The sequence below is a fragment of the Kitasatospora sp. NPDC057936 genome (assembly GCF_042887525.1).
Lineage (GTDB): Bacteria > Actinomycetota > Actinomycetes > Streptomycetales > Streptomycetaceae > Kitasatospora.
Map to the genome: position 1 here is coordinate 1 of NZ_JBHVPD010000035.1, position 23,299 is coordinate 23,299.

Here is a 23,299-nt window from a genome sequence, read left to right on the forward strand (position 1 = left end):
GGTCCCACTCGTCCTTGCTCAGATCTCCCCGCCCCATGACCAGTACAACGAGCCGATCATGCGACGGTCACAAGATCCGCCGTACAGAACCTAGTCGGCACCATCGGCCGACGAGTCCTGGCCGACCTCATGCCCGACCGGCGCATCCGCACCCGACCCCGCGTCGTCAAACGCGCGATCTCCAAGTACAACGCCAAAGGCACCGTCGACCGGACCAGCTACAAGGCCACCATCAGCATCGACATCCTGACCACACCAGACCCATGACTGGACACGGCGTTGCGGCTAGCTCTTGCAGGCGGGTTGGGTCGACAGCCAGGCGGTGGCGGCGTCCAGGGTGGGGTCGGTGCCCTTACGGGCAGGGGTGTCTATCTCCTCGTCGGGGTGGATCGGGCCGTCATGGACACGGCCGGTGCGGTCCGTCTCGGCGGCGCCGGTGAGAACGATGACGGCGCCGTCGGACAGACGGTGCGGGGCATTGCCGGTGGGCACCCCGAAGGTCTGCTGGCCGAAGCTTCGGGTGACCGGTCGGCCGATGAACGCAATGGTGACGGCCTCGCCCGCGCTGCCGGTCCTCCGGGCGGTGAGCACGGCGACCGGCGGGTTGGGGACGGTGAGCGGGGTGACGCCCTCGGCGGAGGCCTGCGGGCTGTCGTCCTGGTAGGGCACACCACCGCGGATCGACCACACGGCCCGCTTGCCGTCCGGGGTGACGAAGCCGCCGACCGGGCCGTCCCCGAGGATCGGCCCCGCCACCGCGAGCGGCGCCCACATCCCGCCGCCGGTCTCGTCGCGCAGGTCCACCACCCACCCGCAGGCGCCCGCCCGGTCCGTCGCGGCGGCCGCAGCGCGACCTTGCCGAACGTACTCGGCGTAGGTGCGGTCCGAGCCGTTCACCGAGGGAAGCGCCAGGTAGCCGATCCGGTTGGGGAGTTGGCGCGCCGTCGGTGCGTTGACGACGTCGGGGCCGCCGTCGGCCTCGCCAGCCTCGGCAGGTGGAAAGAAGTGGCTGTGGTGGTCGCCGAGTGCGCCCAGGGCGCCGTTGATGGCGGGATATGTCTCGGCAGGGGTGCGGGCCTCGCCGGCGCGGTCGAAGGCCTGGGCGCGGACGGCCTTCCAGTCCACCTCGGCCCTGTGCAGCGACTGCTGCTGCATGAGGTCCAGGGCCTCGGTGAGGTAGTCGCGAGCCTCGGGCGAAAGGCGGGCGCCCTCCTGCGGCGACGGCGTCGAGGCGCAGCCGACGAGCAGTACTGCGGCCCAGATGGCTATCGCCCAGCGGTGTCGTGAACTCATGCGTTCCCCTGATCGGTTCGTGTGTCCGCTGATTCTTTCCCAGAGGGCGATCCTCAGGGAGCGTCGAACTCGGTCTTGGTCGACACGGTTCTAGCCGGAGCTCCGCCCCCGGTCCAGGGGCCGACGCACAGGCCCCACGCCCTATCTACACGGCATTGCGGCTAGAACCGGTCCGGAACCGCCCGGCGGTCACTCGCCGAGCTCGAAGGTGTCCGTCGCCACGCGGTACGGCCCGGAGGCGGCGGCCGAGGCCGGGTTCACCAGCACGACGAAGTCGGCGAGCGCGCTCTCCGAGGGCTTCCCGTCGGCGGTGCTCCCCGGCTCGGCCTCCCAGTCGATCAGGTGGACGACCACCGAGTGGTCGCCGTCCGCCAGGTCGAGCCGAACCGTGTCGGGCCACGGCTCACCGGCGACGGCCTCGATCCCGCTGAGACAGGCCACGCCCCGCGAGCGGAGGAGGTACGGCTTCGAGGACACGACGACGTACGCCGACTCGCGCTCGGTCAGCCGGGCGTCCGCGGCTGCGGAGCCGGCCCGGACCACGACGCCGAAGGCGCCGTCCGAGCGGATGTTGATCGGCACCAACGCCCCGGCCCGGATGTGCCGGAGCTGGCCCTCCTCCTCCGACAGCTCCGGCTCCCAGCTCGCATGGTCGACCACCCCGGAGAACGCGGCCGGGCTCCACAGCGCGAGCATGCCCGCGTCGGTGGCCACGGTCACGGGAGCGGCGGCGGGCCGGGGGTCGCTCATCGGGTTCTCCAAGATCCACGCAGCCCGAACCGGTCGGCACCGAGCCGGGCCATCCTGCCAGGGAGCCGGGCCGGCGCTCGCCCCGCCCCCTCCTTCCGGACCCGTCACCGGCGACGGTCCGGTCAGGCCTCCGCCGGCGGCGCTTCCACCGGTTGCGGGGTGAGGCGCTTGAGGCCCTTGCGGTCGTAGTAGCGCGTCATCGCGAAGCCGAAGGCCAGGGCGGCCGCGAAGCCGACCGCGATCATGATCCAGGCGCGGGTCAGCCCGGCGTCGGCGCGGGCGTCGAAGTAGAGGATGGCCCGGACGCCCGCGCTGAGCTGCCGCATCGGTTCGAAGGCGCCCAGGAAGCGGTAGAAGGCCGGGGTGGCCTCCAGCGGGATGGTCGCCCCGGAGGAGGGCAGGGCCAGGGCGATGAAGACGAACATCGACACCAGTTGCCCGATGCTGCCGAACGCCGCGTTGATGGCCTGGACGCCGAGGCCGACGGCGAGGCAGGCGCAGTAGGAGAAGATCCACAGCAGCGGGATGTGCGAGGCGTCCATGCCGAGCACGACGACGCAGGCCACCATGACCATCGACGTGGTCAGCACCGAGATCCCGGCGGTCATCACCATCTTCAGCACCAGCGTCCGGGTCCGGTCGATCGGGACGGTGGGCCGGCGGGTGTGCCAGGGGCCGATCTCGCTGTCCGCGTAGCCGAGGGCGGTGTCGACGCCGTTGTGGACCAGGTTTCCGCCGATGAACCCGGCGAGCACCAGCAGCAGCGTGTAGTAGAACGCGCTCAGTCCGAGGCCGCTGTGCCTCCCGATCGGGTGGCCGACCTGCACCACCACCGTGACGGGATCGGCCAGCAGCAGCCGAGTGGTCGCGTCGGCCCCGGTCGCGGCCAGCTGTTTCCCGATGGTCAGCGAGGCCTGGTGGGCGGCGTTCTGGTTGATCTGGGACGCGAGCGAGGAGCCGAGGCTGCCCACGCCCGGGTTGGTCAGCACGGTGATGGTGGGCCGCGACGTCGCACCCGACGTGGTCAGCGCCCCGACCGAGGCCGTGAAGTCCTCCGGGATCACCAGCACGCCGTAGACCTTGCCGGAGGCCAACTGGTCCTGCGCCTCGGCCCGCCCGACCTGCCGCCACTCCACCGAGCCCGCGGGCGAGGCCGCGACGACCGCCCCTGTCACCTGCGCCCCGAGGTTCTGCTGCTGCCCGGGCAGCGGCGCGCCGGTGTCCGCGTTCACCACGGCGACCGGCAGGCGGTGCAGGTTGCCATTCGGATCGAGGATGCTGCCCATGTAGAGCAGCGACAGCCCCAGCGCGACCAGCGCCGCGAGCACGGACGGGACCAGCCACAGCATCGGCCGTCGCAGCAGGGCGCCGACGCGCACCTGCGGGCGGGCGCCGTGGGACGGGGCGTTCGGGGAGGGCACGGTGGACCACGCTAGATCGCCGCCGCACCGGTTCGGCGGCGCGACACGACGGCGATGGTCCGCGGTCGGCTGATCACCAGCAAGCAACCGCATCAATCAGGTCACATCTAGAACATCGTATGATGACCCAACTCCCGCGCTACGCGCGAAGAGTTCCATAGATGTTGCATTTGCCTGATTCATCTCCCGCTTCACACGCACGGAGCCACCCTCATGGACAACCTGTCCACCGTCGACGTCGACGGCGCGATAGAGACCCGCGGTATCGAACCCGTCCCCGACCACGAGCGCGGGGGCAGAGTCCGGGAGCTCTTCCCGACCTGGGTCGCGGCGAACATCAGCGTCCTGCTGCTCACCATGGGTGCCGCCCTGGTCGTGTTCAACCAGCTGAACTTCTGGCAGGTCCTGATCGTCGCGGCGTGCGCCGCGCTCGCCTCCTTCGGCATGGTCGGCGTGCTGTCGGTCTCCGGCAAGTGGGGCGGGGCGCCGGGCGCGACCCTCTCGCGGGCCACCTTCGGGGTGCGCGGCAACCTCTTCCCCGGCGCGATCCTCTGGATCGCCCGGTTCGGCTGGGAGACGATCAACGCCGTCACCGGCGCCTACGCCGTGCTGACCGTCCTCGACCTGATGTTCGGCGTCAAGAGCAACACCGCGCTGATCGTGATCACGCTGTTCGCCTTCGTCGCCTGCACCTTCCTGGTCTCCGGCATGGGCCGCAAGGCGCTGAACGTCTGCAACACCTGGTCGACGTACCTCTTCGGCCTCTTCAGCGTCCTGGTGCTGGGCTACCTGATCGCGACCATGAAGTGGAGCGAGGTCTTCGCCAAGCCCGCGGGCACCACCGCGATGATGGTTGCCGGCATCGGAACCATCGCCGCCGGCGGCATCAGCTGGGTCCCGACCGGTCCCGACTTCGCCCGCTACCTGCCGCACGCCGCGTCCGGCAAGAAGATCGTCGGCGTGACGGTCTCCGGCGCCGGCCTGGTCATGGTGCCGATGGTGCTGATGGGCGCCGTCATGGCGGTGGCCTCCCCCGGCCTGGCCGAGGCCGCGGACCCGGTCTCCTTCCTCGGCGACCTGCTGCCGACCTGGCTGGCCGTGCCCTACCTGCTCACCGCGATCGTGGGCATGCTGCTGATCAACAGCCTCTCCATGTACTCGGCCGGCTTCACCGCGCAGACCATGGGCGTCAAGCTCCCGCGCGCCCTGGCCGTCAGCATCAACGCCGTGATCTCGCTGGTCGGCGGCCTGCTGCTGATGCTGGTCGCCAAGAGCTTCCTGGGCTCCTTCATCACCTTCCTGATCCTGCTCGCCGTCTCCTTCTCGGCCTGGATCGGCGTCTACGCGGTGGACATGTACCGCCGCCGGTCGCGCGCGGTGCGCTACGACGCCGCCGCGCTGATGGACACCAGCAGGAACAGCCGCTACTGGTACGCGGGCGGCTTCTGCTGGCAGGCGATGGTGTCCTGGGTGCTCGCACTGCTCTTCGGGCTCGCCTTCACCAAGTGCGACTGGTTCGCCGGCCCGCTCTCCGGCACCCCGGTCGGCAAGTACGGGCTCGCCTGGGCGGCGACCATCGTGATCTCCGCCGTGATCATGGCCGTGCTCCCCGAGCCCCGGGAGAACACCCCCGCCGGGCAGCCCGCCGACATCCAGGCGGAGCAGCCCGAGAAGGTCACCGCCTGACCGCACTCCAGAACACCCCCGGACCGCCCGGGCACCGACTCCCCCGAGCCGGCGCCCGGGCGGTCCGGCTTTCCCCCGCTCAGGTACGACCCGGAGCCGAACGTGCGGTGGTACTCGTGCGTACGAGCCGGTGCTTCCGGTCGTGTCGGAGGTCCAGGCCGATGTCGAGGATCGGCGAGGAGTGCGTCAGGGCTCCGACCGAGAGGTAGTCGACACCCGCCTCGGCGTACGCGCGGACCGTGTCGAGGGTCAGGCGGCCGGAGGACTCCAGTATCGCCCGGCCGTCGACCAGGGCCACCGCCTCGGCCGTCTCCGCCGGGGTGAAGTTGTCCAGGAGGATCAAGTCCGCGCCGGCCTCCAGGACTTCGGCGAGCTGGGTGAGGGTGTCGACCTCCACCTCGATCGCGAGGCCGGGAAAGCTTTCGCGGACGAGCGTGAAGGCCTCGGCCACGCCTCCCGCCGCCACCACGTGGTTGTCCTTGACCAGGGCCGCGTCCGAGAGGGACATGCGGTGGTTGACGCCGCCGCCGCAGCGGACCGCGTACTTCTCCAGGGAGCGCAGGCCCGGGGTCGTCTTGCGGGTGTCGCGGACCTTGGCCCTGGTGCCGTCGAGTGCGTCAGCCCAGGCGCTGGTGGCCGTTGCGATGCCCGAGAGGCGGCAGAGGAGGTTGAGGGCGCTGCGCTCGGCGGTGAGCAGGTCGCGGGTGCGGGCGGTGACCGAGAGGAGTTTCCGGCCCGCCTCGACGCGGTCGCCGTCCTCGACGTGGCGCTCGACCTCGAAGGTGTCCGCGCAGACCACCGAGAGCACTGCTTCGGCGATGTGGATCCCGGCGACGGTGCCCGCCTCGCGCGCGGTGAAGTCGCCTGTCGCCACGGCCTCTTCGGGGACCGTCGCGAGCGTGGTGACGTCCACGCCCCGGGCCAGGTCCTCCGCGAGTGCCGTGCGCGCGATGTCCTCGACCTCGACCGGGTCCAGGCCCGCGTCCTTGAGGAGCCGGGCGAGGACGGGGTCAAGGCCGCCCGCCTCACCGCAGTCGTCGCTGCGGCCGTCGGCCGGGAGGAGGGGAAGGTCAAAGGTGCTCACGGTCATACCTCCTGGAGAAGGGGAGGAACGGTAGGGGGGAATTCCGTGGTGTCCGTGGTGTGGACCGCGAGCGAGCGGTCCGACTGCAGCCGGACGACCAAGTGGCGGCGCCAGTCGGCGTCTTCGCGATCCGGGTGGTCCTCGCGCCAGTGGCAGCCGCGGGTTTCCTCGCGGAGTCGGGCCGCGGCGACCAGGGCGCGGGCCACGCACAGGAGGTTCGTCGCCTCCCAGGCCTCGACGCCGGGGACGGCCGGCTCGCGGCCGTCGGGGGCCTCGGCGTCCGCGTCCGCCCTGATCGCTTCGAGGTGCGCGGCCGCCTCGGCGAGGCTCGCCGCGGAGCGGATCACTCCGGCGCCCCTCGTCATGATCCGCTGGATCGCGAGGCGGGTCTCGGGGGCCAGGAGCGGGAGCGTGGTGCCCTCGGGGAACACCGGGTCGGTGTGCTCGCGCGCGGTCGCCGTGATGTCCTCCGCGATGCGTTCCGCGAAGACCAGGCCCTCAAGGAGGGAGTTGGAGGCGAGGCGGTTGGCGCCGTGGACCCCGGTGCACGCGACCTCGCCGCAGGCGTAGAGGCCGGGGACCGTGGTGCGGCCGCGCAGGTCGGTCCGTATGCCACCCGAGGCGTGGTGGGCGGCGGGAAAGACGGGAATCGGCTCCGTGACCGGGTCGATGCCGTGGCTGCGGCAGACGGCGAGGATCGTGGGGAAGCGGCTCTCCCACATCTCCGCGCCGAAGTGACGGGCGTCCAGGTACACGTGCTCGGTGCCGTGGAGCTGCATCTGGCGCGTGATGCCCATGGCGACGATGTCGCGGGGCGCCAGTTCGGCCAGTTCGTGCTGCCCGAGCATGAACCGGGTGCCCGTTGCGTCGACCAGGTGGGCGCCCTCACCCCGTACCGCCTCGGACACCAGGGGCTGCTGGCCCCCCGCGCCCGGCCCCAGGTAGAGGACCGTGGGGTGGAACTGGACGAATTCGAGGTCGGCGATGTCGGCTCCGGCGCGCAGGGCGAGTGCCACGCCGTCTCCGGTGGAGACCGAGGGGTTGGTCGTCGCGGAGTAGACCTGGCCGATGCCGCCCGTCGCGAGGACGACGGCCGGGGCGCGGACCGCGCCGACGCCGTCGTGCCGGCCCTCGCCCATGACGTGCAGGGTGACGCCGGCCGTACGGCCTTCGGCGTCCGTCAGCAGGTCCAGGACCAGGGCGTTCTCGATCGTCCGGACCACTGCGGCACGGACCGCTTCGACCAGGGCACGGGAGACCTCCGCGCCCGAGGCGTCGCCGCCCGCGTGGACGATGCGGCGGCGATGGTGGCCGCCCTCACGGGTGAGCTGGAGGTCGCCCTCGGGCGAGGTGTCGAAGTGGGCGCCGGCGGCGATGAGGCGGCGTACCGCGTCGGGACCCTCGGTGACCAGGGCGCGGACCGCGCTCTCGTCGCAGAGTCCGGCCCCCGCGACCAGCGTGTCGGCCAGGTGCTGCTGAGGGGAGTCGCCCTCGCCGAGCGCGGCCGCGATGCCGCCCTGGGCCCAGCGGGTGGAGCCGTCGTCCAGGCGGGCCTTGGTGACGACGACGGTGCGCAGGCCGGCTGCCGTGCAGCGGAGGGCGGCGGTGAGGCCCGCCACGCCGGAGCCGACGACCACGACGTCCGCGTCGATCGACCAGCCCGGGGCCGGTGCGTGCAGGCGTATGCCGGTCGCGGTCGGTGTTCCGGTTCCTGTTGCGGTCATTCGGTGCCCCCTCGAGATTGTTTCTAAATCAGAAACACGCGGTGGATGCTAGTGTTTCTGATAACGAAACACAAGGAGGACCATGCCGACACCGCGCCCAGGAACACCGGTTCGTGGATCGACGACCGGCCGTCCGATCATGGCCGCGATGGACCTCTTCGGCCGTCGGTGGGCGCTGCGCATCATCTGGGAGCTGCGGGCCGGTCCGCTCGGTGCGCGGGCGCTGCTGGCACGGTGCGCAGGCATGTCGTCCAGCGTCCTCTACCAGCGACTTCGCGAACTCTCGTCAGGCGGGATCATCGCCCCCTCGGCCGATGGCTACGAGCTCACTCGGCTGGGGACGGAGCTCGGCGACGCTCTCCGGCCGCTCGGCGAATGGGCGGCCACCTGGGCGCAGGCGCAAGAGCAGGACGATCAGGGTCCTGCGGGGGCATGAAGGCCGTCCCGGCAGGCTTCGTGCACCGCAGCCACGGCGAACCCACCCGACCGGGGCGGGCGCTCAGGCTCGGCGGGCGTGGGACGTGAGGCGGTCGGCCAGGGCGAGGACGAGGTCGCGCAGTTCGGCGGGGCGGTCGATGACGAAGGGGCGGTCGAGGGCGGCGAGGACCGCCGGGAGCCAGTCGAGGCGCTCCACCCGCAGCTCGACACGGCGCCAGCACTCGGCCGTCTCCTCCTCCCCCTCCTCCTCCAGGATCGCGACGGCGGCGGGGAGGTGAGCGCGGATCTGCTCGACCGTTCCGTGGATCCGTACGGTCACCTCGTGCCGGTAGTCGGCCGTGGCGAAGGCCGACAGCACCCGCTGGGCCGGATCGGGGCCCTCGGGCGCCTCGAACGAGCCGGGCAGGGGCCTGGCGTCCGCGATGCGGTCGAGCCGGAAGGTACGGCCCTCGCCGAGCCGGGCGTCCTGACCGGTGACGTACCAACGGCCCGCGTGAGCGACGATCCCGTACGCGTGGAGCGTGCGGTCGCTGCGGCGCCCGTCGCGGTCGGTGTAGCGGATCGAGAGCGGGCGGCGGTGGCGCACGGCGTCGGCGACGGTGAGCAGGACCTCGGCGTCCGGGGTCTCGAACTCACCGGGCCGGTCCGTGAAGGCGAGGGCTTCCATGAGCGTGTCGAGCCGGCGGGCGACGTGCTTCGGCAGCACCCGCCGGATCTTCGCCGCCGCCGTCTCGCCCGCCGTGCGCTCCGCCGCCGCCAGGCCCGTTCGACGGCCGGCGACCAGGCCGAGCAGCACGGCCAGTGCCTCGTCGTCGTTGAGCATCAGCGGAGGCAGGCGGTAGCCGGGGGCGAGCCGGTACCCGCCGTAGCGGCCGCGCACCGATTCCACGGGCACGTCCAGGTCGATCAGCTGGTCCACGTACCGCCGCACGGTGCGCCCCTGGACGCCGAGCCGCTCGGCGAGTTCGGCCACGGTGCGGGTGCCGCCCGACTGCAGCAGCTCCAGGAGCGTGAGGACGCGGCCGGTAGGTCGGGGCATGTTCGCAGCCTAACGCGAATAGTGGACCGATTCTGTCCCCTATTTCTCCTAGCCTGCGACGTACAAACCCGTGCACGCCTCGTGCACACCTTCCGAACGGCCGAGGAGCCCGCCATGGAATTCGTCTCGATCCGCATCATCACCGCCGACGTCGCGCGCCTCGTCGACTTCTACGAGCTGGCCACCGGGGCCCGGGCGGCGTGGGCCACCGAGGACTTCGCCGAGATCGCCGTCGGGGGCGCGACCCTCGCGATCGCCGGCACCCGCACCGTCCCGCTGTTCGCCCCGGGCTCCGCCCGGCCGGCGGCCAACGACAGTGTCATCACCGAGTTCCTGGTCGACGACGTGGACCTCGTCCACGAGAAGCTGACCTCCTTCGTCACCGACTTCGTCGCCGGGCCCACCACCATGCCGTGGGGCAACCGGTCGCTGCTGCTCCGCGACCCCGACGGGAACCTCGTCAACTTCTTCACCCCCGTCACCCCCGCCGCCATCGCACGGCGAAAGGACGGCAAATAGGATTGCGCACCGCCCCCGTGAGCTGGCACGGTTTCAGCGCTTCGACGTGCGAAGCGTTCCGACGACCACGGGGGGCCGTCCATGACCACGTCCGTGCCGCCGGGCGGCCTCGCGGCCGGGTACGAGCGGCCGCCCTACTGGCAGCCGCCGGTGCCGCGGCGGCCACCGCGGGACTGGGTGCTCGACGTGGTGCTGCCCTGGCGGCTGGCGAGCCGGTTGTACGGGCCCTACCGGATGATGCGGATGTCGGCCTCCGGGGTCGCGTCGCTGGCGGGGGCGGAGCTGCTGGATCCGATGCTGCAGCCGGTGGTCACGCAGCTGGTGGCGCAGACGCTCGACCCGCTGGTGGAGCGGCTCATGCTGGCCCGGGCGCTGCTCGGTCTCGGCCTGGTCCTCTTCGTCGTGCGGGTGGCGAACGGCGCCTCCGCCAACGAGCTGTTCCTCGACTCGTTCGGGGACAGCATCGTGATGCTGCTCAGCGGGCCGGCCGCGCTGCTGCTCGCCTGTGTGCCGCTGGTGCTGCTGGCCCGGAGCGGCACCAGGCGGCGGGTGGCGCGCCTGGTGGCCCGGCCGGTGTTCACCGGTGTGGCCACGTTCGCGGCGTTCCTGGTGATGATGAAGTCCGATGCCAACGCGTACATCGGCAACACGGTCGGGCTGAACCTGCTGGTGGCGATCTGGCTGCCGGCGTTCACCCTCCCGTCGGTGTACCTGATGCACCGCAACTCCTTCGCCGTGGGCGGTCACCCGCTGGTGCGGCCGTTGGTCGCGGCGCTGCTGGTCTGGCTCACCCTGCTCGGGCACGTCACCCTGGTCGACACCAAGCACACGTCGACGCACGACGCGGCCTCGGTGGCCGGACTGCTGGCCGGGCCGGTCGCGGTGACGGTCACCGCGGTGATCGAACTGGTGCGGCTGAGGTACCGTCACCGGGTCGGCTTCCGCGGGCCGTTGCCGCCTCGCCCCCCGCGAGAACCGCGCGGCCCGGCGGGAACGCGGTAGCGTCGGCCCTGCCCACCCCGGAAGGAGCCACGCCATGACCACGCCCGCCTTCCCGCTGGAGCCCACCCCGATCCACGTGCCCGACGAGGTCCTCGCCGACCTCCGCGCCCGTCTCGCCTCGACCCGGCCGCCGGCGGACGAGGGCAACGAGGACTGGTCCTACGGCGTCCCGGCCGGCTACCTCCGCGAGTTGGTCGCCCACTGGCGGGACGGTTACGACTGGCGCAAGGCCGAGGCCGCGATCAACGTCCACGAGCACTACGTGGTGAAGGTCTCCGGCGTCCCGGTGCACTTCCTGCGCGAGGCCGGCCGCGGCCCGCGCCCGGTCCCGCTGATCCTCACCCACGGCTGGCCGTGGACGTTCTGGCACTGGTCGAAGGTGATCGGGCCGCTCGCCGACCCGGCGGCCTTCGGCGGGGACCCGGCCGACGCGTTCGACGTCATCGTGCCGTCCCTGCCCGGCTTCGGCTTCCCCGGGCCGCTCACCGGCTTTCCGGACGTCAACTTCTGGAAGGTCGCCGACCTCTGGCACACCCTGATGACCGGGACCCTGGGGTACGGGAGGTACGCCGCCGGGGGCTGCGACATCGGCGCGCTCGTCTCCAGCCAGCTCGGCCACAAGTACGCCGACGAGCTGTACGGCATCCACATCGGCTCCGGCCTGCCGCTCGACTTCTTCAACGGTCCCCGCGCCTGGGACTTCGCCCGGAACCGGCCCCTCACCGACGACCAGCCCGCCCACGTCCGCGCGCGCATCGTCGAGCAGGACCACCGCTGGGCGTCGCACCTCGCCGTGCACGTGCTCGACGGTGCCACCCTGGCCCACGGGCTGAGCGACTCGCCCGCCGGGCTGCTCGCCTGGCTGCTGGAGCGGTGGAACGCCTGGAGCGACAACGGCGGCGACGTCGAGTCCGTCTTCAGCAGGGACGACCTGCTCACGCACGCCACGATCTTCTGGGTGAACAACTCCATCGCCACGTCGATGCGTTACTACGCCAACGCCAACCGCTACCCGTGGTCCCCCGCCCACGACCGCGCCCCGGCTGTGGAGGCCCCGGTCGGCCTCACCTTCGTCACGTACGAGAACCCGCCGGGCGTCCACACCGCGGACGAGCGCGTCCGGGCGTTCGAAACCGGCCCGCAGGCCGCCTGGTTCAACCACGTCAACGTCAACGCCCATGACCACGGCGGCCACTTCATCCCCTGGGAGAACCCGGACGCCTGGGTGGACGACCTGCGCCGGACGTTCCGCGGCCGCCGGCCCTGAACGCCCCGGCGGGCTCAGGTGCCGTCGTTCAGGTCGGCGCGCGTCCGCAGGAACGCGAGGTACTCGGGGGCGTCCTCCGCGAAGATCTCCGGCCCGCCGCCCATGTACGCCCTGGTCAGCTCGTCCGCAGCCCGGTCGTGGTCGCCCAGCTCGAACGCGGTCTGGCCCAGGCGGAGGTGGACGTACGGGTTTCCGAGTCCTCCGGGGCACTGGACGGCGTTGTGGAAGCACTTGTGCGACTTGTCGTACACCCTGGTCCGGAAGTGGACGTCCCCGATCGCGACGTAGATCCAGGTCGAGGCCGCCCACTGCCGGGGATCGCCGGGCAACAGCCGCAGCGCTTCGAGGTAGCGCTGCTTGGCTTCGTCGAGCTCGCCCATCCCGGCGACGGCGTCGCCCTCCCGGCACAGGTCGTCAATCTCGGCGCCGACGTCGGCGGGCAGTTGCACCGTTGTCCCCTCTCAAGACTCACACGCGGTGCCCATCCTCCCCTGAGCTATGTGCCGGGGACGTCCGGGGTCCGGGTGGACGGGCGGGCACGCACGACCGGGAGGGCGGAGAGGACGGCCGCCGTCGCGGCACCGAGGGCGGCCAGGGCGAGGACCGTCCAGAGCGACGGGGCCCGCGCGATGCCCGCGCCGATGCCGCCCAGCTCGCCCTGGCGGTCGATCAGCCACCGGACGAACGGGATGCCGGCGGCCGCCCCGGCGGCGACCGTGGGCAGGGCGATGGCCGTGCCGCGAACGGCCAGCACGACGGCGGACTGGCCCGGGGTCAGGCCGAGCGCCCGCAGCAGGCCGAGGTCGCGGCGCCGCTCGTGGAAGCCCGCCGCGGCCGTGGTGAGCAGTTCCACCAGGCAGATGAGGGCGAGCAGGAGCAGCAGCCCGACCACGCTGGCCCGCAGCGCGCCGGGTCGGGTGACGGGGCCAGCCGGGAGGCGCAGCTCGACCTGCCCGGCGAGTCCGGCGCGGGCGGGGAGGTCGCGCTGGACCTCGGCCGGGTCGTGGCCGGGGCGCAGCGCGAGCTGCCAGAAGTCGGGGCGGGTGGGGTCGCCGGGCCGGTCGAGGGTGTCGAAGCCGGTGGAGAGGACGCGGCCGCCGTGCTCGGGTTCGAGGTCGCGCCCGACGACGTGCAGGATGCGCGGGGTGCCGCCGGTGGTGACGCGCACCCACTGGCCGACCTTGGCGCCGAGCAGGTCGAGGGCGCCCTGGCCGGCGACGGCCTCGTCGGTCGCGCGGATCGCCCGGCCCTCGACGACGGTGTACGGGTAGGGCGCGTCGGTGGTGCCGACGGCGCGCAGGGTGAGCGTCGCGGACTGGCCGGGCGCGAGGGCCTGCATCTCGCTGCCGGGGTAGGCGCCGCGGACGGCGGGGTCGGCGGCCAGGGCGGCGGCGATGGCGGCGTCGTCCGGCGTGCGTTCGGGGCTGGCCCGGCGGGCCGTGACGGACGGGGCGGTGACGCCGCCGTCGGGCCGGGTGACGGCGTCGAGCGTGGCCCAGGTGCTCAGGGCCAGGGTGGCGGCGACGACCGGGACGGTGAGCCGGACGGCGCTGACGACCAGGCCGGAGCGCCGGCGCAGCACGCCGCCGAGGCCGAGGACGAGGGCGGGCGGCAGCCGCCGCAGCGGGCCGAGGCGGACCGGGCGAGCCGTCATGGCGGGCGGTCGGGTGCCGTCGGTCGGCGGGACGGGGGCGACCCGGGCGGCGCGCAGGGCGGGCAGGGCGGCGGCGGCACCGACGGCGACGAGCGCGGCGGCCATGACGCCGATGGTGGCGGCGGTGCCGCCGGGGACGAGCCGGTGGAGGACGTCCGTCCCGCCGCCGAGGGCCGGGACGGCGCGCGCGGCGATCGCGGCGCCGCCCGCGCCGAGCAGGACGCCGGTGCCGGCCAGGAGCAATTGTTCGGCGATGAACATCCAGGCGACCTGGCCGGCGGTGAAGCCGAGCGCCTTGAGCAGGGCGATGTCGCCGGTCCTGGTGCGGATCCGGCCGCCGGCCGCGCCGGCCACCGCGAGGGCGGCGGAGAGCAGCGCGGCCAGGCCGCAGAGCCCGAGCAGGAGGCCGGCGAGCCGGTCGTCCTGCTGCCGCGCGTCGCGGGCGTCGAGCCAGGTGGTGATCCGGGAGACCCGGTCGGCGCCGAGGAGGCTGACCGCCCGCTGGGCGGTGTAGGCGGCGTCGGAGGGGTGGGCGAGGCGCAGTCCGAGGGTGAGGCCCTGGGCCGCCCGGTCCGGCTGGACGAGGTCGAGGGTGGCGGGCAGGGTCCAGCCGAGGTCGTAGCCGGCGGCCTGGCTGGGCAGTTGGTCGGGGCTGTCGGCGATGCCGAGGACGCGCAGTTCGACCGGGCCGCCGTGGCCGTCGAGGACGGTCAGGCGGTCCCCGGGGCGGGCCCAGGCGGCGTCGGCCGCGGACTGTTCGAGCACGATGCCGTGGCTGTCGGACGGGTCGAGCCAGCTGCCGGAGCGCAGCAGCGGGCGGGGCGCGTCCGGGGTGTCGCCGCGCAGCACGAGCGTGGTGCGGTCGGTGGGGCCCGCGGTGGCGGCGCCGTCGGGGCGGCGGCCGACGAGGGTGGTCTCGGCCGTGTGCTGGGGCGGTGAGACGGCGACGACGCCGGGTTCGCGCGCGAGCAGGGCGGCGGACGGTTCGTCGCCCCCGGCCTGGGCGCTCTCGGCCCCGGCGGCCCGGGCGGTCGCGGACGGCCGCAAGTCGAGACGGACGTCGGGCGATCCGGCGGCCTGGAACTGGCGCTGCCACGGGTCGGCGGCGGCGCCGAGCAGGGCTCCGGCGAGCAGGAGGGCCGCGGCGGTGCCGCCGGTGGCGAGGACGACGAGCAGGGCGTGGACGCGGTGCGAGCGCAGGTCGGCGCGGATCCAGCGGAGGAGGGCGCGCACCGGCTCAGCCGCCGAAGTCGATGATGTCGCGGACCCCGATGGCGCCGCGCCGCGCGGCCGGGGGCTCCTCGACCCGGGCGTCGTCGGCGATCCGGCCGTCGAAGAGGCTGACGACGCGGTCGGCGGTGCTGGCGGCCCGGGCGTCGTGGGTGACGAGCACGATCGTGGTGCCCTGCTCGTGGTAGCGGGTGAGCAGGGCGAGGACGTCGCGGGTGCTGCGGCTGTCGAGGTTGCCGGTGGGCTCGTCGGCGAGGAGCAGGTCGGGCCGGTTGACCAGGGCGCGGGCCAGGGCGACGCGCTGGCGTTCGCCGCCGGAGAGTTCGCCGGGCCCGGCGGCGGCCTTGTGGGCGAGGCCGAGCTCTTCCAGGAGTTCCTGGCGGCGTTCGCGGGCGGTGCGGGCGGGCAGGCCGGCGAGGACGGCGGTCAGTTCGATGTTGTCGGCGACGGAGAAGTCGGAGAGGAGGTTGCCGCTCTGGAAGACGATGCCGTAGTGGCGCCGGCGCAGGCGGGCCCAGGCGGCCTCGCGCAGCCCGTCGACCCGGCGGCCGTCGAGCCGCAGCTCGCCCTCGTCGGGGCGCAGCAGGCCGGCGAGGAGGTGCAGCAGGGTGGACTTGCCGGCGCCGGAGGGGCCGGTGACGGCGACGAACTCGCCCCGGTCGATCCGCAGGCTGATGCCGCGGACGGCGGGTATCAGGGTCGAGCCGCTCAGGTGCGAGCGCACCAGGGCGTCGGCGGCCAGCAGCGGCGGTATCGGCTCCGAGCCGCTCACGTGAGTTCCTCCTGGCAACGCTCCAGCCAGTCGAGGTCGGCCTGCAGGTGCAGGACGGCGCCCTCGATCAGCAGCAGCGAGGTCCGGTTGCCGCGTTCGGTGGCGGCCAGCTTGTTGAGTCCGCGCATCGTGTTGATGCAGTGCCGGCGCTGGTTGTTGATCAGCGTCAGCCGGTCGGCGAGGTCGGTGCCTTCGGCGAGGATCAGCTTCATGAAGAACTCGTCCCTGACCCTCGGCCCTTCGGTGGGGGCCTCGAACCAGCCGGCGAGTTCCGCGGTGCCCTTCTCGGTGATCTCGTAGACCTTCTTGTCCGGTCTGCCCTCCTGCGTCACCTCGGTGCCGCGGATCAGTCCGGACTTCTCCAGTCGGCTCAGGGTCACGTAGATCTGGCCGATGTTCGGCTGAGGGTACGCCGCGCCGAAGGTCTGCTCAAGCCCCTGCTTGAGCTCGTACCCGTAGGCGGGCTGCCGGGCCAGCAGCGCCAGCAGCTGATGGCGCACCGGGCGTCACCTCTTCCCTGGTCTTCCGTCGTCGCTGGTTACACCTCGGTCACACAGTACGGGCAGGTGGGCGCCGTTGAGCAGGGAGGCCGTATAAAGGGACGTGCGTCGGCGCCCCACCCGCGCCGACCCGATGAAGGAGCTCCATGGCAGACCGGCCGCCCACCGGGCCCCACGCGGGCCGCCGTCGCGTGACGCGCGCGCTGGTGGGCGGGGCGGCGGTGCTCGCGGCCGGGGGCGCGTCCGCCTGGTACGGCCTGGCCGGGCGCTCGCACGCGGCGGGCGATCCGCAGGGCGTCGGGCCGGTCACGCTGGCCACCGGCCGGGACACCACGCACTACCTGGGCGGGCTGCTGGCCGACTGGAACGCCGAGCACCCGGACCAGCCGGCCGAGCTGGTCGAGCTGCCGGCGGCGGCGGACGAGGTGCACGCCCAGCTGGCCGGGGAGCTGTCGGCCGGCGGCAGCCGTTTCGACGTGCTCAACATCGACGTCGTGTGGACGGCCGAGTTCGCGGCCCGCCGCTGGACGGCGGCGCTGGACGAGGCGGAGTTCGCGCTGGACGGCCTCCTGCCGCCGGTCGTCGGCACCGGGCGGTACGACGGGCGGCTGTACGCGGTGCCGTTCGTCGCCAACGCCGCCCTGCTGTACTACCGCAGCGACGTGCTGGCCGCCGCCGGCGAGCAGCCGCCCACGACGTGGGACGAACTGGCCCGGCAGGCCAGGACGCTGGCGCCCGCGCACGGACTGGGCGGGTACGCGGGCCAGTTGAGCCCGTACGAGGGGCTGGCCGTCAACGCGCTGGAGGCCATACGCTCGGCGGGCGGGGACCTGCTGGCGGGCGACGGCTCGGTCGTGGTGGACAGCCCGCAGGCCCGGGCCGGGCTGGAGTTCCTGGCCGGGGGCGTGCGCGACCGGTGGATCCCGCCCGAGGTGCTCGGCTACCAGGAGGAGGAGTCCCGCGCGGCGTTCGAGCGCGGCGGCCTGCTCTTCCTGCGGAACTGGCCGTACGTCTACCACGAGGTCGCCACGGCCGGCTCGCCGGTGGCGGGGCGGTTCGGCGTGGTGCCGCTGCCGGGGCCGCACGGGCCGGGCAGCGGCGTGCTGGGCGGGTCGGGGCTGGCGGTCAGCCGGTTCTCCCGGCACCAGCGCACCGCGCGGGCGCTGATCGGCTACCTGACGAGCCGCCGCGCGCAGTCCCGCGTGCTGACCGACGGCGGACTGCCGCCCGTACGGGCGGACCTCTACACGGATCCGGAGCTGACGGCCCGCTTCCCGTACCTGCCGGTGCTGCGCACGGCGATCCTGGCGGCGGGGGCGCGCCCAAGCGTGCCGCAGTACCAGCAGCTGAGCCTCGCGTTCAGCGAGTCGGCGTTCGAGGTCGTGTCGGGCCGCCGGAGCGCCGATGCGGCGCTGCCCCGGCTGGCGGCCGACCTGCGCGCCATCGTCGGCTGAGCCTTCGCGCCGGCCGTCTTCGGGGGCGTTCCCCCGGTTCCTGAGCACCTACTCGCGAGTACCTAACACGTATCTATGTCGAGCCAGTCTGACTCGTTCGTAATCCCTGGAAAACCCTTTCGAAGAAGGGTCTTAACAGCGGACGTCTCTGCCTGCTATACCTAACGCGAATGCATAACCGTTGGAGTAGCGAGATGCCCCACACCCTCCCCGACGGCGACGCGGCCGCCTTGCCGCGCGCCCGGTCACACGCCCTCATCGCCCCCGCCGCCCGTCCCTGGTGGCGCGACGCGGTGATCTACCAGATCTACGTGCGCAGCTTCCGCGACACCGACGGCGACGGCGTCGGCGACCTCGCCGGCGTCCGTGAACGCCTGCACCACGTGCGGCAGTTGGGCGCCGACGGCGTCTGGCTCAACCCGTTCTACGTCTCGCCCCAGCACGACCACGGCTACGACATCGCCGACCACTGCGCCGTCGACCCGGTCTACGGGGACCTCGCCGAGTTCGACCGCCTGGTGGCGGACTGCCGCCTGCTCGGCCTCAAGCTGGTCCTGGACGTCGTGCCCAACCACTGCTCCAGCGAGCACCCGTGGTTCCGGAAGGCGCTGGCCAACGGCCCCGGCAGCCCCGAGCGGGCCCGGTTCCACTTCGCCGAGGGCCGCGGCGAGCACGGCGAACTGCCGCCCAACAACTGGCGGGCCATGTTCGGCGGCCCCGCCTGGAGCCGGGTCACCGAGCCCGACGGGCGGCCCGGCCAGTGGTACCTGCACCTGTTCACCCCGGAACAGCCGGACTTCAACTGGCGCGACCCCGACGTCGGCACCCACTTCGAGGAGATCCTGCGGTTCTGGCTGGACCGCGGCGTCGACGGCTTCCGGATCGACGTCGCGGCCGGGCTCTACAAGCACCCCGACCTGCCCGACTCCCCCGACCCGGACGTCGACGAGCGCACCCGCGACTCGGTCAACCCGCTGGCCTGGAACCAGCCCGAGGTGCACGGCGTGTGGCGCCGGTGGCGGGCGGTCTGCGAGGAGTACACCGCCCGCGACGGCCACGAGCGCCTCCTCGTCGGCGAGGCCTCCGTGCCCACCCCGGCCGAACAGGCGCTGTACGTGCGGCCCGACGAACTGCACCAGGCCTTCTTCTTCCACCTGCTGCACGCGCCGTGGGACCTCGCGCACTTCCACCGGGTGATCGACGACGCCGTGCGGGACATCACCGCCACCGGCTCGACCGTCACCTGGGTGCTCAACAACCACGACCAGGTCCGCACGACGACCCGCTTCGCCGGCCAGGACCCCGCCTCGGGCCCCGCCCGGGCCGCGGCGGCCGCCCTGCTGATGCTCGCCCTGCCCGGCGCCGCCTACATCTACCAGGGCGAGGAGCTCGGACTGCCCGAAGTCCTCGACCTGCCGGACGAGTTGGTCACCGACCCGATCTTCCGTCGGACCGGCAGCCGCACCGGCATCCGCGACGGCTGCCGGATCCCGCTGCCGTGGTCGGGCACCGAGGCGCCGTTCGGATTCAGCCCGCCGGACGCCCCGGCCGCGCCCTGGCTGCCGCAGCCGGCCGCGTTCGCCGCCCACACTGCCGAACGGCAGCGGGCCGACGCCGGATCCGTCTACCACCTGTACCGCACCGCACTGCAGTTGCGCCGGGAACTCCCCCAGCTCGGCGAAGGCACGCTGCGGTGGCTGGAGGCCCCGCAAGGGGTCCTCGCGTTCGTCCGCGGCGAGGGCCTGGTGTGCGCCGTCAACTTCGGCGACACCTACGCGCGGGCCCCGGTCGCCGGTCCTCCCCTGCTCGCCAGCGGCCCGTGCGGCGACGGCCTCCTGCCGCCGGCCACCGCCGCCTGGTGGATCAAGTCCACTTCCGTACAAGCGATCTGACGCCGATTCGTGCAACCACCCACCCACACGAAGGAAGCCTCGACGATGAGACTCCGCAGCATCCTCCCCACCCTGGCCACCACCGTCGTCCTCGCGGCCACCACGACCGCCTGCGGCAGCGGCGGCGGCTCCGGGTCCGGCTCCGCCACCCAGGAGCTCAAGGGCCAGAGCCTGACCGTCGCCGCCGTCTGGAGCGGCACCGAGCAGGAGAACTTCAAGAAGGTCCTGGACGCCTTCACCGCGAAGACCGGCGCCACCGTCAGCTACACCTCCACCGGCGACAACCTCTCCACCGTCGTCGGCAGCAAGATCGAGGGCGGCGACCCGATGGACGTCGTCATGGTCGCCCAGCCCGGCGTCGTCAAGCAGTTCGCCGACAAGGGCTGGCTCGCGCCGCTCCCGCCCAGCGTCACCGAGGCCGCGAAGAAGAACTACGCGAGCATCTGGTCCACGCTCGGCACCGTCAACGGCACCCAGTACGGCCTCTACTTCAAGGCCGCCGACAAGTCGACCGTCTGGTACAGCCCCACCGCCTTCCAGAACGCCGGCGTCCAGCCCCCGGCCACCTTCGACGACCTGCTCAAGGCCGGCCGCACCCTCTCCGACTCCGGCACCCCGGCCTTCTCCGTCGCCGGCCAGGCCGGCTGGCCGCTCACCGACTGGTTCGAGAACGTCTACCTCTCCCAGGCCGGGCCCGAGCTCTACGACAAGCTCGCCCGGCACGAGATCCCGTGGACCGACCCGTCCGTCGTCAAGGCCCTGACCACGCTCGGCAAGGTCTTCGGCGACCGGCAGCTCGTCGCGGGCGGCGGCCAGGGCGCGCTGCAGACCGACTTCCCCACCTCCGTCCAGCAGGTCTTCGGACCGCAGCCCAAGGCCGCCATGACCTACGAGGGCGACTTCGTCGGCGGGGTCATCGCCTCCGAGCTCAAGAAGCAGGTCGGCACCGACGCGAAGGTGTTCCCCTTCCCCGCCGTCGACGGCGGCAAGGCGCCGGTGATGGGCGCCGGCGACGCGGCCGTCGTCCTCAAGGGCGCCAAGCACGCCGAGGCCGCGCAGAAGTTCGTCGAGTTCCTGGCCGGCCCGGAGGCCGCCGCCGTCTGGGCCAAGGCCGGCGGGTTCATCTCGCCCAACAAGGCGGTCGACCCGGCCGTCTACCCCGACGACACCACCCGCCAGTTCGCCAAGTCCGTGATCGACGCCGGAGACGCCTTCCGCTTCGACATGTCCGACCAGGCCCCCGCCGCGTTCGGCGGCACGGCCGGCCAGGGCGAGTGGAAGGACCTCCAGGACTTCCTCGCCGACCCCTCCGACGTCCAGGGCGCCGCCGCCAAGCTCGAAGCGGACGCCGCCAAGGCGTACAAGGGCTGATCCACATGTCTCTGCGTCCCACCCGCGGGGACCGGGCATCTGGTGGCGCCCTGCGGCGCCACCGGGGCCTCGCCCTGCTGTTCGTCCTCCCCGCGCTCCTGCTGCTCGGCGCCCTCGTCGTCTACCCCATCGGCTACTCGGTGGCCCGCAGCCTCTTCGACGCCTCCGGCCACCGCTTCGTCGGGCTCGACAACTACGGCGCCGCCTTCACCGACCACGCGACCCTCACCGCCGTGCGCAACAACGCGATCTGGGTCGCCGTCGCGCCGGCCCTGGTCACCGCGATCGGCCTGGTGTTCGCCGTGCTGACCGAGAAGGTCCGCTGGGCCACCGCCTTCAAGCTGCTCGTCTTCATGCCGATGGCGATCTCCTTCCTCGCCGCCGGGATCATCTTCCGCACCGTCTACGACGCCGACCCGCACCGCGGCGTCCTCAACGCCGCCGCCGTCGCCGTCCACGACACCTTCACCGACCAGCCCTCCTACCCGGGCGCCCGGCCGCGCCCCGGCACCGGCCTCGACCAGGCCCAGGGCGGCGACGTCACCGCGCCGGCCGCCACCCGCGCCGTCCTGCTGCCACTGGTCGGCGTGCAGCCCGGCGCCATCCCGGCCGCCGCCCAGGCGGCCAGGCTGCCCACCGGCGACGACGGCGTCAGCGGCACCGCGTTCCTCGACTTCGTCCCGGGCGGTGGCGGCCGTCCCGGCCAGTTGGACCCCGGGAAGAAGGGCCTGCCCGGCCTCAAGGTCCAGCTCCGCGACGGCGGACGGACGATCGCCACCACGACCACGGCCGCCGACGGCACCTTCCGGTTCGCCGCGGCCCCCTCCGCCACCCTGACGGTGGTGCTGCCCGCCGCCGACTTCGCCGCCCCCTACCGCGGCGTCGACTGGCTCGGACCCGCCCTCGTCACCCCCGCCATCATCGGCGCCTACACCTGGATCTGGGCCGGCTTCGCCATGGTGATCATCGCCGGGGGCCTCGCCAACCTGCCCCGCGAGACCATCGAGGCGGCCCGGATCGACGGCGCCGGCGAGTGGCAGATCTTCCGCCGCATCACCGTGCCCCAACTCGCCCCGGTGCTCGGCGTCGTGTTCGTCACGATGGTCATCAACGTGATGAAGATCTTCGACCTCGTCTACATCATCGCGCCCGGACCGGTGCAGCAGGACGCCGACGTGCTCGCGCTCCGGCTCTACCTGGTCTCCTTCGGCGGCGGCAACGACCAGGGCCTCGGCAGCGCGCTCAGCGTCCTGCTGCTCCTGCTCGTCGTCCCCGTGATGCTCCTCAACGTCCGCCGCTTCCGCGGGAGTCACACATGACCACCACCTCTCCCGGCCCCGGCGGGCGGCCCTCCGCGCCGCTCGCCGGCCGGCTCGCCGCCCTCACGCGCAGCGGACTCGTCCAGGCCGTGCTGATCGTCGCCGCCGTGGCCTGGCTGGTGCCCACCGTCGGCCTGCTCGTCTCCTCGCTGCGGCCCAAGCAGGCCGCCGCCAACGGCGGTTGGTGGACGGCCCTCACCAAGCCCGCCGAACTCACGCTGCAGAACTACTCGGCGCTGCTCGGCGGGGGCGACGTTCCCAAGGCGCTGTGGAACACCGTGCTGATCAGCGTCCCGGCCACCCTGCTCACCGTCGCCCTCGCCGCGGGCGCCGGGTACGCCTTCGCGTGGATGCGCTTCCCCGGGCGGGACGCGGTCTTCGTCGGCGTCGTCGGGCTGCTGGTCGTCCCCGTGCAGGTCGGGCTCATCCCGGTCGCGAAACTGGAGGGCGCCGTCGGGCTGTTCGGCACCATCCCGGGCGTCGTGCTGTTCCACGTCGGCTACGGGCTGCCGTTCGCCGTCTTCCTGATGCGCAACCACTTCCTCGACATCCCGGCCGAACTCCTCGAAGCGGCCCGGATCGACGGCTGCGGCGAGTGGCGGATCTTCCGCACCCTCGCGCTGCCGCTCGCCGCGCCGGCCGTCGCCTCGCTGTGCATCTTCCAGTTCCTCTGGGTGTGGAACGACATGCTCGTCGCTCTCATCTTCGCGGGCAACGACGCGCAGCCGCTCACCGTCTACCTGCAGTCCCAGATGCGGCAGTTCGGCAGCAACATGGACATCCTCGCGCCGGGCGCCTTCCTGTCGCTGCTGGTGCCCGTGGTGGTGTTCCTCTGCTTCCAGCGGTTTTTCGTCCAGGGGGCGATGGCGGGGTCGGTGAAGTGA

Annotated in this window: 21 protein-coding genes; 11 read left to right on the forward strand and 10 right to left on the reverse strand. The window is 72.9% G+C overall.

Going from position 1 to position 23,299, the window contains the following annotated elements; all coding sequences use genetic code 11:
- Positions 1-129: 129 nt before the first annotated feature.
- Entirely contained in the window at positions 130-267 is a 138-nt protein-coding gene (locus ACFVU9_RS19675; protein WP_387594801.1) for a hypothetical protein, read from the forward strand.
- Positions 268-285: 18 nt separating this feature from the next.
- Here the strand turns inward: ACFVU9_RS19675 and ACFVU9_RS19680 are convergent, their stop codons facing one another.
- The 3 genes from ACFVU9_RS19680 to ACFVU9_RS19690 all read right to left on the reverse strand — a co-directional run bounded on the left by ACFVU9_RS19680 (position 286) and on the right by ACFVU9_RS19690 (position 3,392).
- Positions 286-1,293, reverse strand: a complete 1,008-nt coding sequence (locus tag ACFVU9_RS19680) for a S41 family peptidase (protein WP_387594804.1) — start codon at positions 1,291-1,293, stop codon at positions 286-288.
- 189 nt (positions 1,294-1,482) lie between these two features.
- Positions 1,483-2,043: a hypothetical protein gene (locus tag ACFVU9_RS19685; RefSeq protein WP_387594806.1), complete on the reverse strand. Its 561-nt coding sequence runs from the start codon at positions 2,041-2,043 to the stop codon at positions 1,483-1,485.
- 122 nt (positions 2,044-2,165) lie between these two features.
- Positions 2,166-3,392, reverse strand: a complete 1,227-nt coding sequence (locus ACFVU9_RS19690; protein ID WP_387594953.1) for a YhgE/Pip domain-containing protein — start codon at positions 3,390-3,392, stop codon at positions 2,166-2,168.
- Between the two features lie 285 nt (positions 3,393-3,677).
- On the opposite strand from ACFVU9_RS19690, the gene ACFVU9_RS19695 reads away from it, so the two are divergent.
- Positions 3,678-5,150 (forward strand): purine-cytosine permease family protein, encoded by a 1,473-nt coding sequence (locus ACFVU9_RS19695; RefSeq protein WP_380500333.1) that lies wholly within the window; start codon positions 3,678-3,680, stop codon positions 5,148-5,150.
- A gap of 79 nt (positions 5,151-5,229) precedes the next feature.
- On the opposite strand, the gene nadC is transcribed toward ACFVU9_RS19695, so the two are convergent.
- Together nadC and ACFVU9_RS19705 are read right to left on the reverse strand one after the other, a co-directional pair.
- Positions 5,230-6,234, reverse strand: coding sequence for a carboxylating nicotinate-nucleotide diphosphorylase (nadC, locus tag ACFVU9_RS19700; RefSeq protein WP_387594809.1), 1,005 nt, complete (start codon positions 6,232-6,234; stop codon positions 5,230-5,232).
- A 2-nt stretch (positions 6,235-6,236) separates the two neighbouring features.
- Positions 6,237-7,958 (reverse strand): L-aspartate oxidase, encoded by a 1,722-nt coding sequence (locus ACFVU9_RS19705; protein WP_387594812.1) that lies wholly within the window; start codon positions 7,956-7,958, stop codon positions 6,237-6,239.
- Positions 7,959-8,097: 139 nt separating this feature from the next.
- Here ACFVU9_RS19705 and ACFVU9_RS19710 point away from each other — a divergent pair, with 139 nt between their 5' ends.
- Positions 8,098-8,394 (forward strand): winged helix-turn-helix transcriptional regulator, encoded by a 297-nt coding sequence (locus tag ACFVU9_RS19710; protein ID WP_387594956.1) that lies wholly within the window; start codon positions 8,098-8,100, stop codon positions 8,392-8,394.
- A gap of 63 nt (positions 8,395-8,457) precedes the next feature.
- Here the strand turns inward: ACFVU9_RS19710 and ACFVU9_RS19715 are convergent, their stop codons facing one another.
- Positions 8,458-9,435 carry a helix-turn-helix transcriptional regulator gene (locus ACFVU9_RS19715; protein WP_380446603.1) on the reverse strand — a complete coding sequence of 326 codons (978 nt, stop codon included), beginning with the start codon at positions 9,433-9,435 and terminating at the stop codon, positions 8,458-8,460.
- Positions 9,436-9,549: 114 nt separating this feature from the next.
- On the opposite strand from ACFVU9_RS19715, the gene ACFVU9_RS19720 reads away from it, so the two are divergent.
- The 3 genes from ACFVU9_RS19720 to ACFVU9_RS19730 all read left to right on the forward strand — a co-directional run bounded on the left by ACFVU9_RS19720 (position 9,550) and on the right by ACFVU9_RS19730 (position 12,223).
- Complete coding sequence (locus ACFVU9_RS19720) at positions 9,550-9,954, forward strand: VOC family protein (RefSeq protein ID WP_387594814.1); 405 nt, start codon at positions 9,550-9,552, stop codon at positions 9,952-9,954.
- An 81-nt stretch (positions 9,955-10,035) separates the two neighbouring features.
- Positions 10,036-10,956 (forward strand): hypothetical protein, encoded by a 921-nt coding sequence (locus tag ACFVU9_RS19725; protein WP_387594817.1) that lies wholly within the window; start codon positions 10,036-10,038, stop codon positions 10,954-10,956.
- Between the two features lie 34 nt (positions 10,957-10,990).
- Entirely contained in the window at positions 10,991-12,223 is a 1,233-nt protein-coding gene (locus tag ACFVU9_RS19730; protein WP_387594820.1) for an epoxide hydrolase family protein, read from the forward strand.
- Between the two features lie 14 nt (positions 12,224-12,237).
- Here ACFVU9_RS19730 and ACFVU9_RS19735 read toward each other — a convergent pair whose 3' ends face one another.
- The 4 genes from ACFVU9_RS19735 to ACFVU9_RS19750 are packed head-to-tail and all read right to left on the reverse strand — an operon-like array spanning position 12,238 to position 16,379.
- Complete coding sequence (locus ACFVU9_RS19735) at positions 12,238-12,672, reverse strand: tetratricopeptide repeat protein (protein ID WP_387594823.1); 435 nt, start codon at positions 12,670-12,672, stop codon at positions 12,238-12,240.
- Positions 12,673-12,719: 47 nt separating this feature from the next.
- Positions 12,720-15,110: an FtsX-like permease family protein gene (locus ACFVU9_RS19740; RefSeq protein WP_387594826.1), complete on the reverse strand. Its 2,391-nt coding sequence runs from the start codon at positions 15,108-15,110 to the stop codon at positions 12,720-12,722.
- Positions 15,111-15,114: 4 nt separating this feature from the next.
- Entirely contained in the window at positions 15,115-15,879 is a 765-nt protein-coding gene (locus ACFVU9_RS19745) for an ABC transporter ATP-binding protein (protein ID WP_387594829.1), read from the reverse strand.
- On the reverse strand, positions 15,876-16,379 hold the full coding sequence (locus tag ACFVU9_RS19750) for a PadR family transcriptional regulator (RefSeq protein ID WP_359970602.1): 504 nt from the start codon (positions 16,377-16,379) through the stop codon (positions 15,876-15,878). Before ACFVU9_RS19750 ends, ACFVU9_RS19745 begins: the two co-directional genes overlap by 4 nt.
- A 146-nt stretch (positions 16,380-16,525) precedes the next feature.
- On the opposite strand from ACFVU9_RS19750, the gene ACFVU9_RS19755 reads away from it, so the two are divergent.
- The 5 genes from ACFVU9_RS19755 (at position 16,526) to ACFVU9_RS19775 (ending at position 23,299) form a co-directional block, all read left to right on the forward strand.
- On the forward strand, positions 16,526-17,833 hold the full coding sequence (locus ACFVU9_RS19755; RefSeq protein WP_380492905.1) for an ABC transporter substrate-binding protein: 1,308 nt from the start codon (positions 16,526-16,528) through the stop codon (positions 17,831-17,833).
- A gap of 194 nt (positions 17,834-18,027) precedes the next feature.
- Positions 18,028-19,725 carry a glycoside hydrolase family 13 protein gene (locus tag ACFVU9_RS19760; protein WP_387594833.1) on the forward strand — a complete coding sequence of 566 codons (1,698 nt, stop codon included), beginning with the start codon at positions 18,028-18,030 and terminating at the stop codon, positions 19,723-19,725.
- 45 nt (positions 19,726-19,770) lie between these two features.
- Positions 19,771-21,096: an ABC transporter substrate-binding protein gene (locus ACFVU9_RS19765; RefSeq protein WP_387594836.1), complete on the forward strand. Its 1,326-nt coding sequence runs from the start codon at positions 19,771-19,773 to the stop codon at positions 21,094-21,096.
- A 5-nt stretch (positions 21,097-21,101) separates the two neighbouring features.
- Positions 21,102-22,415, forward strand: coding sequence for a carbohydrate ABC transporter permease (locus ACFVU9_RS19770; protein WP_387594838.1), 1,314 nt, complete (start codon positions 21,102-21,104; stop codon positions 22,413-22,415).
- Positions 22,412-23,299 carry a carbohydrate ABC transporter permease gene (locus ACFVU9_RS19775; protein WP_387594841.1) on the forward strand — a complete coding sequence of 296 codons (888 nt, stop codon included), beginning with the start codon at positions 22,412-22,414 and terminating at the stop codon, positions 23,297-23,299. Before ACFVU9_RS19770 ends, ACFVU9_RS19775 begins: the two co-directional genes overlap by 4 nt.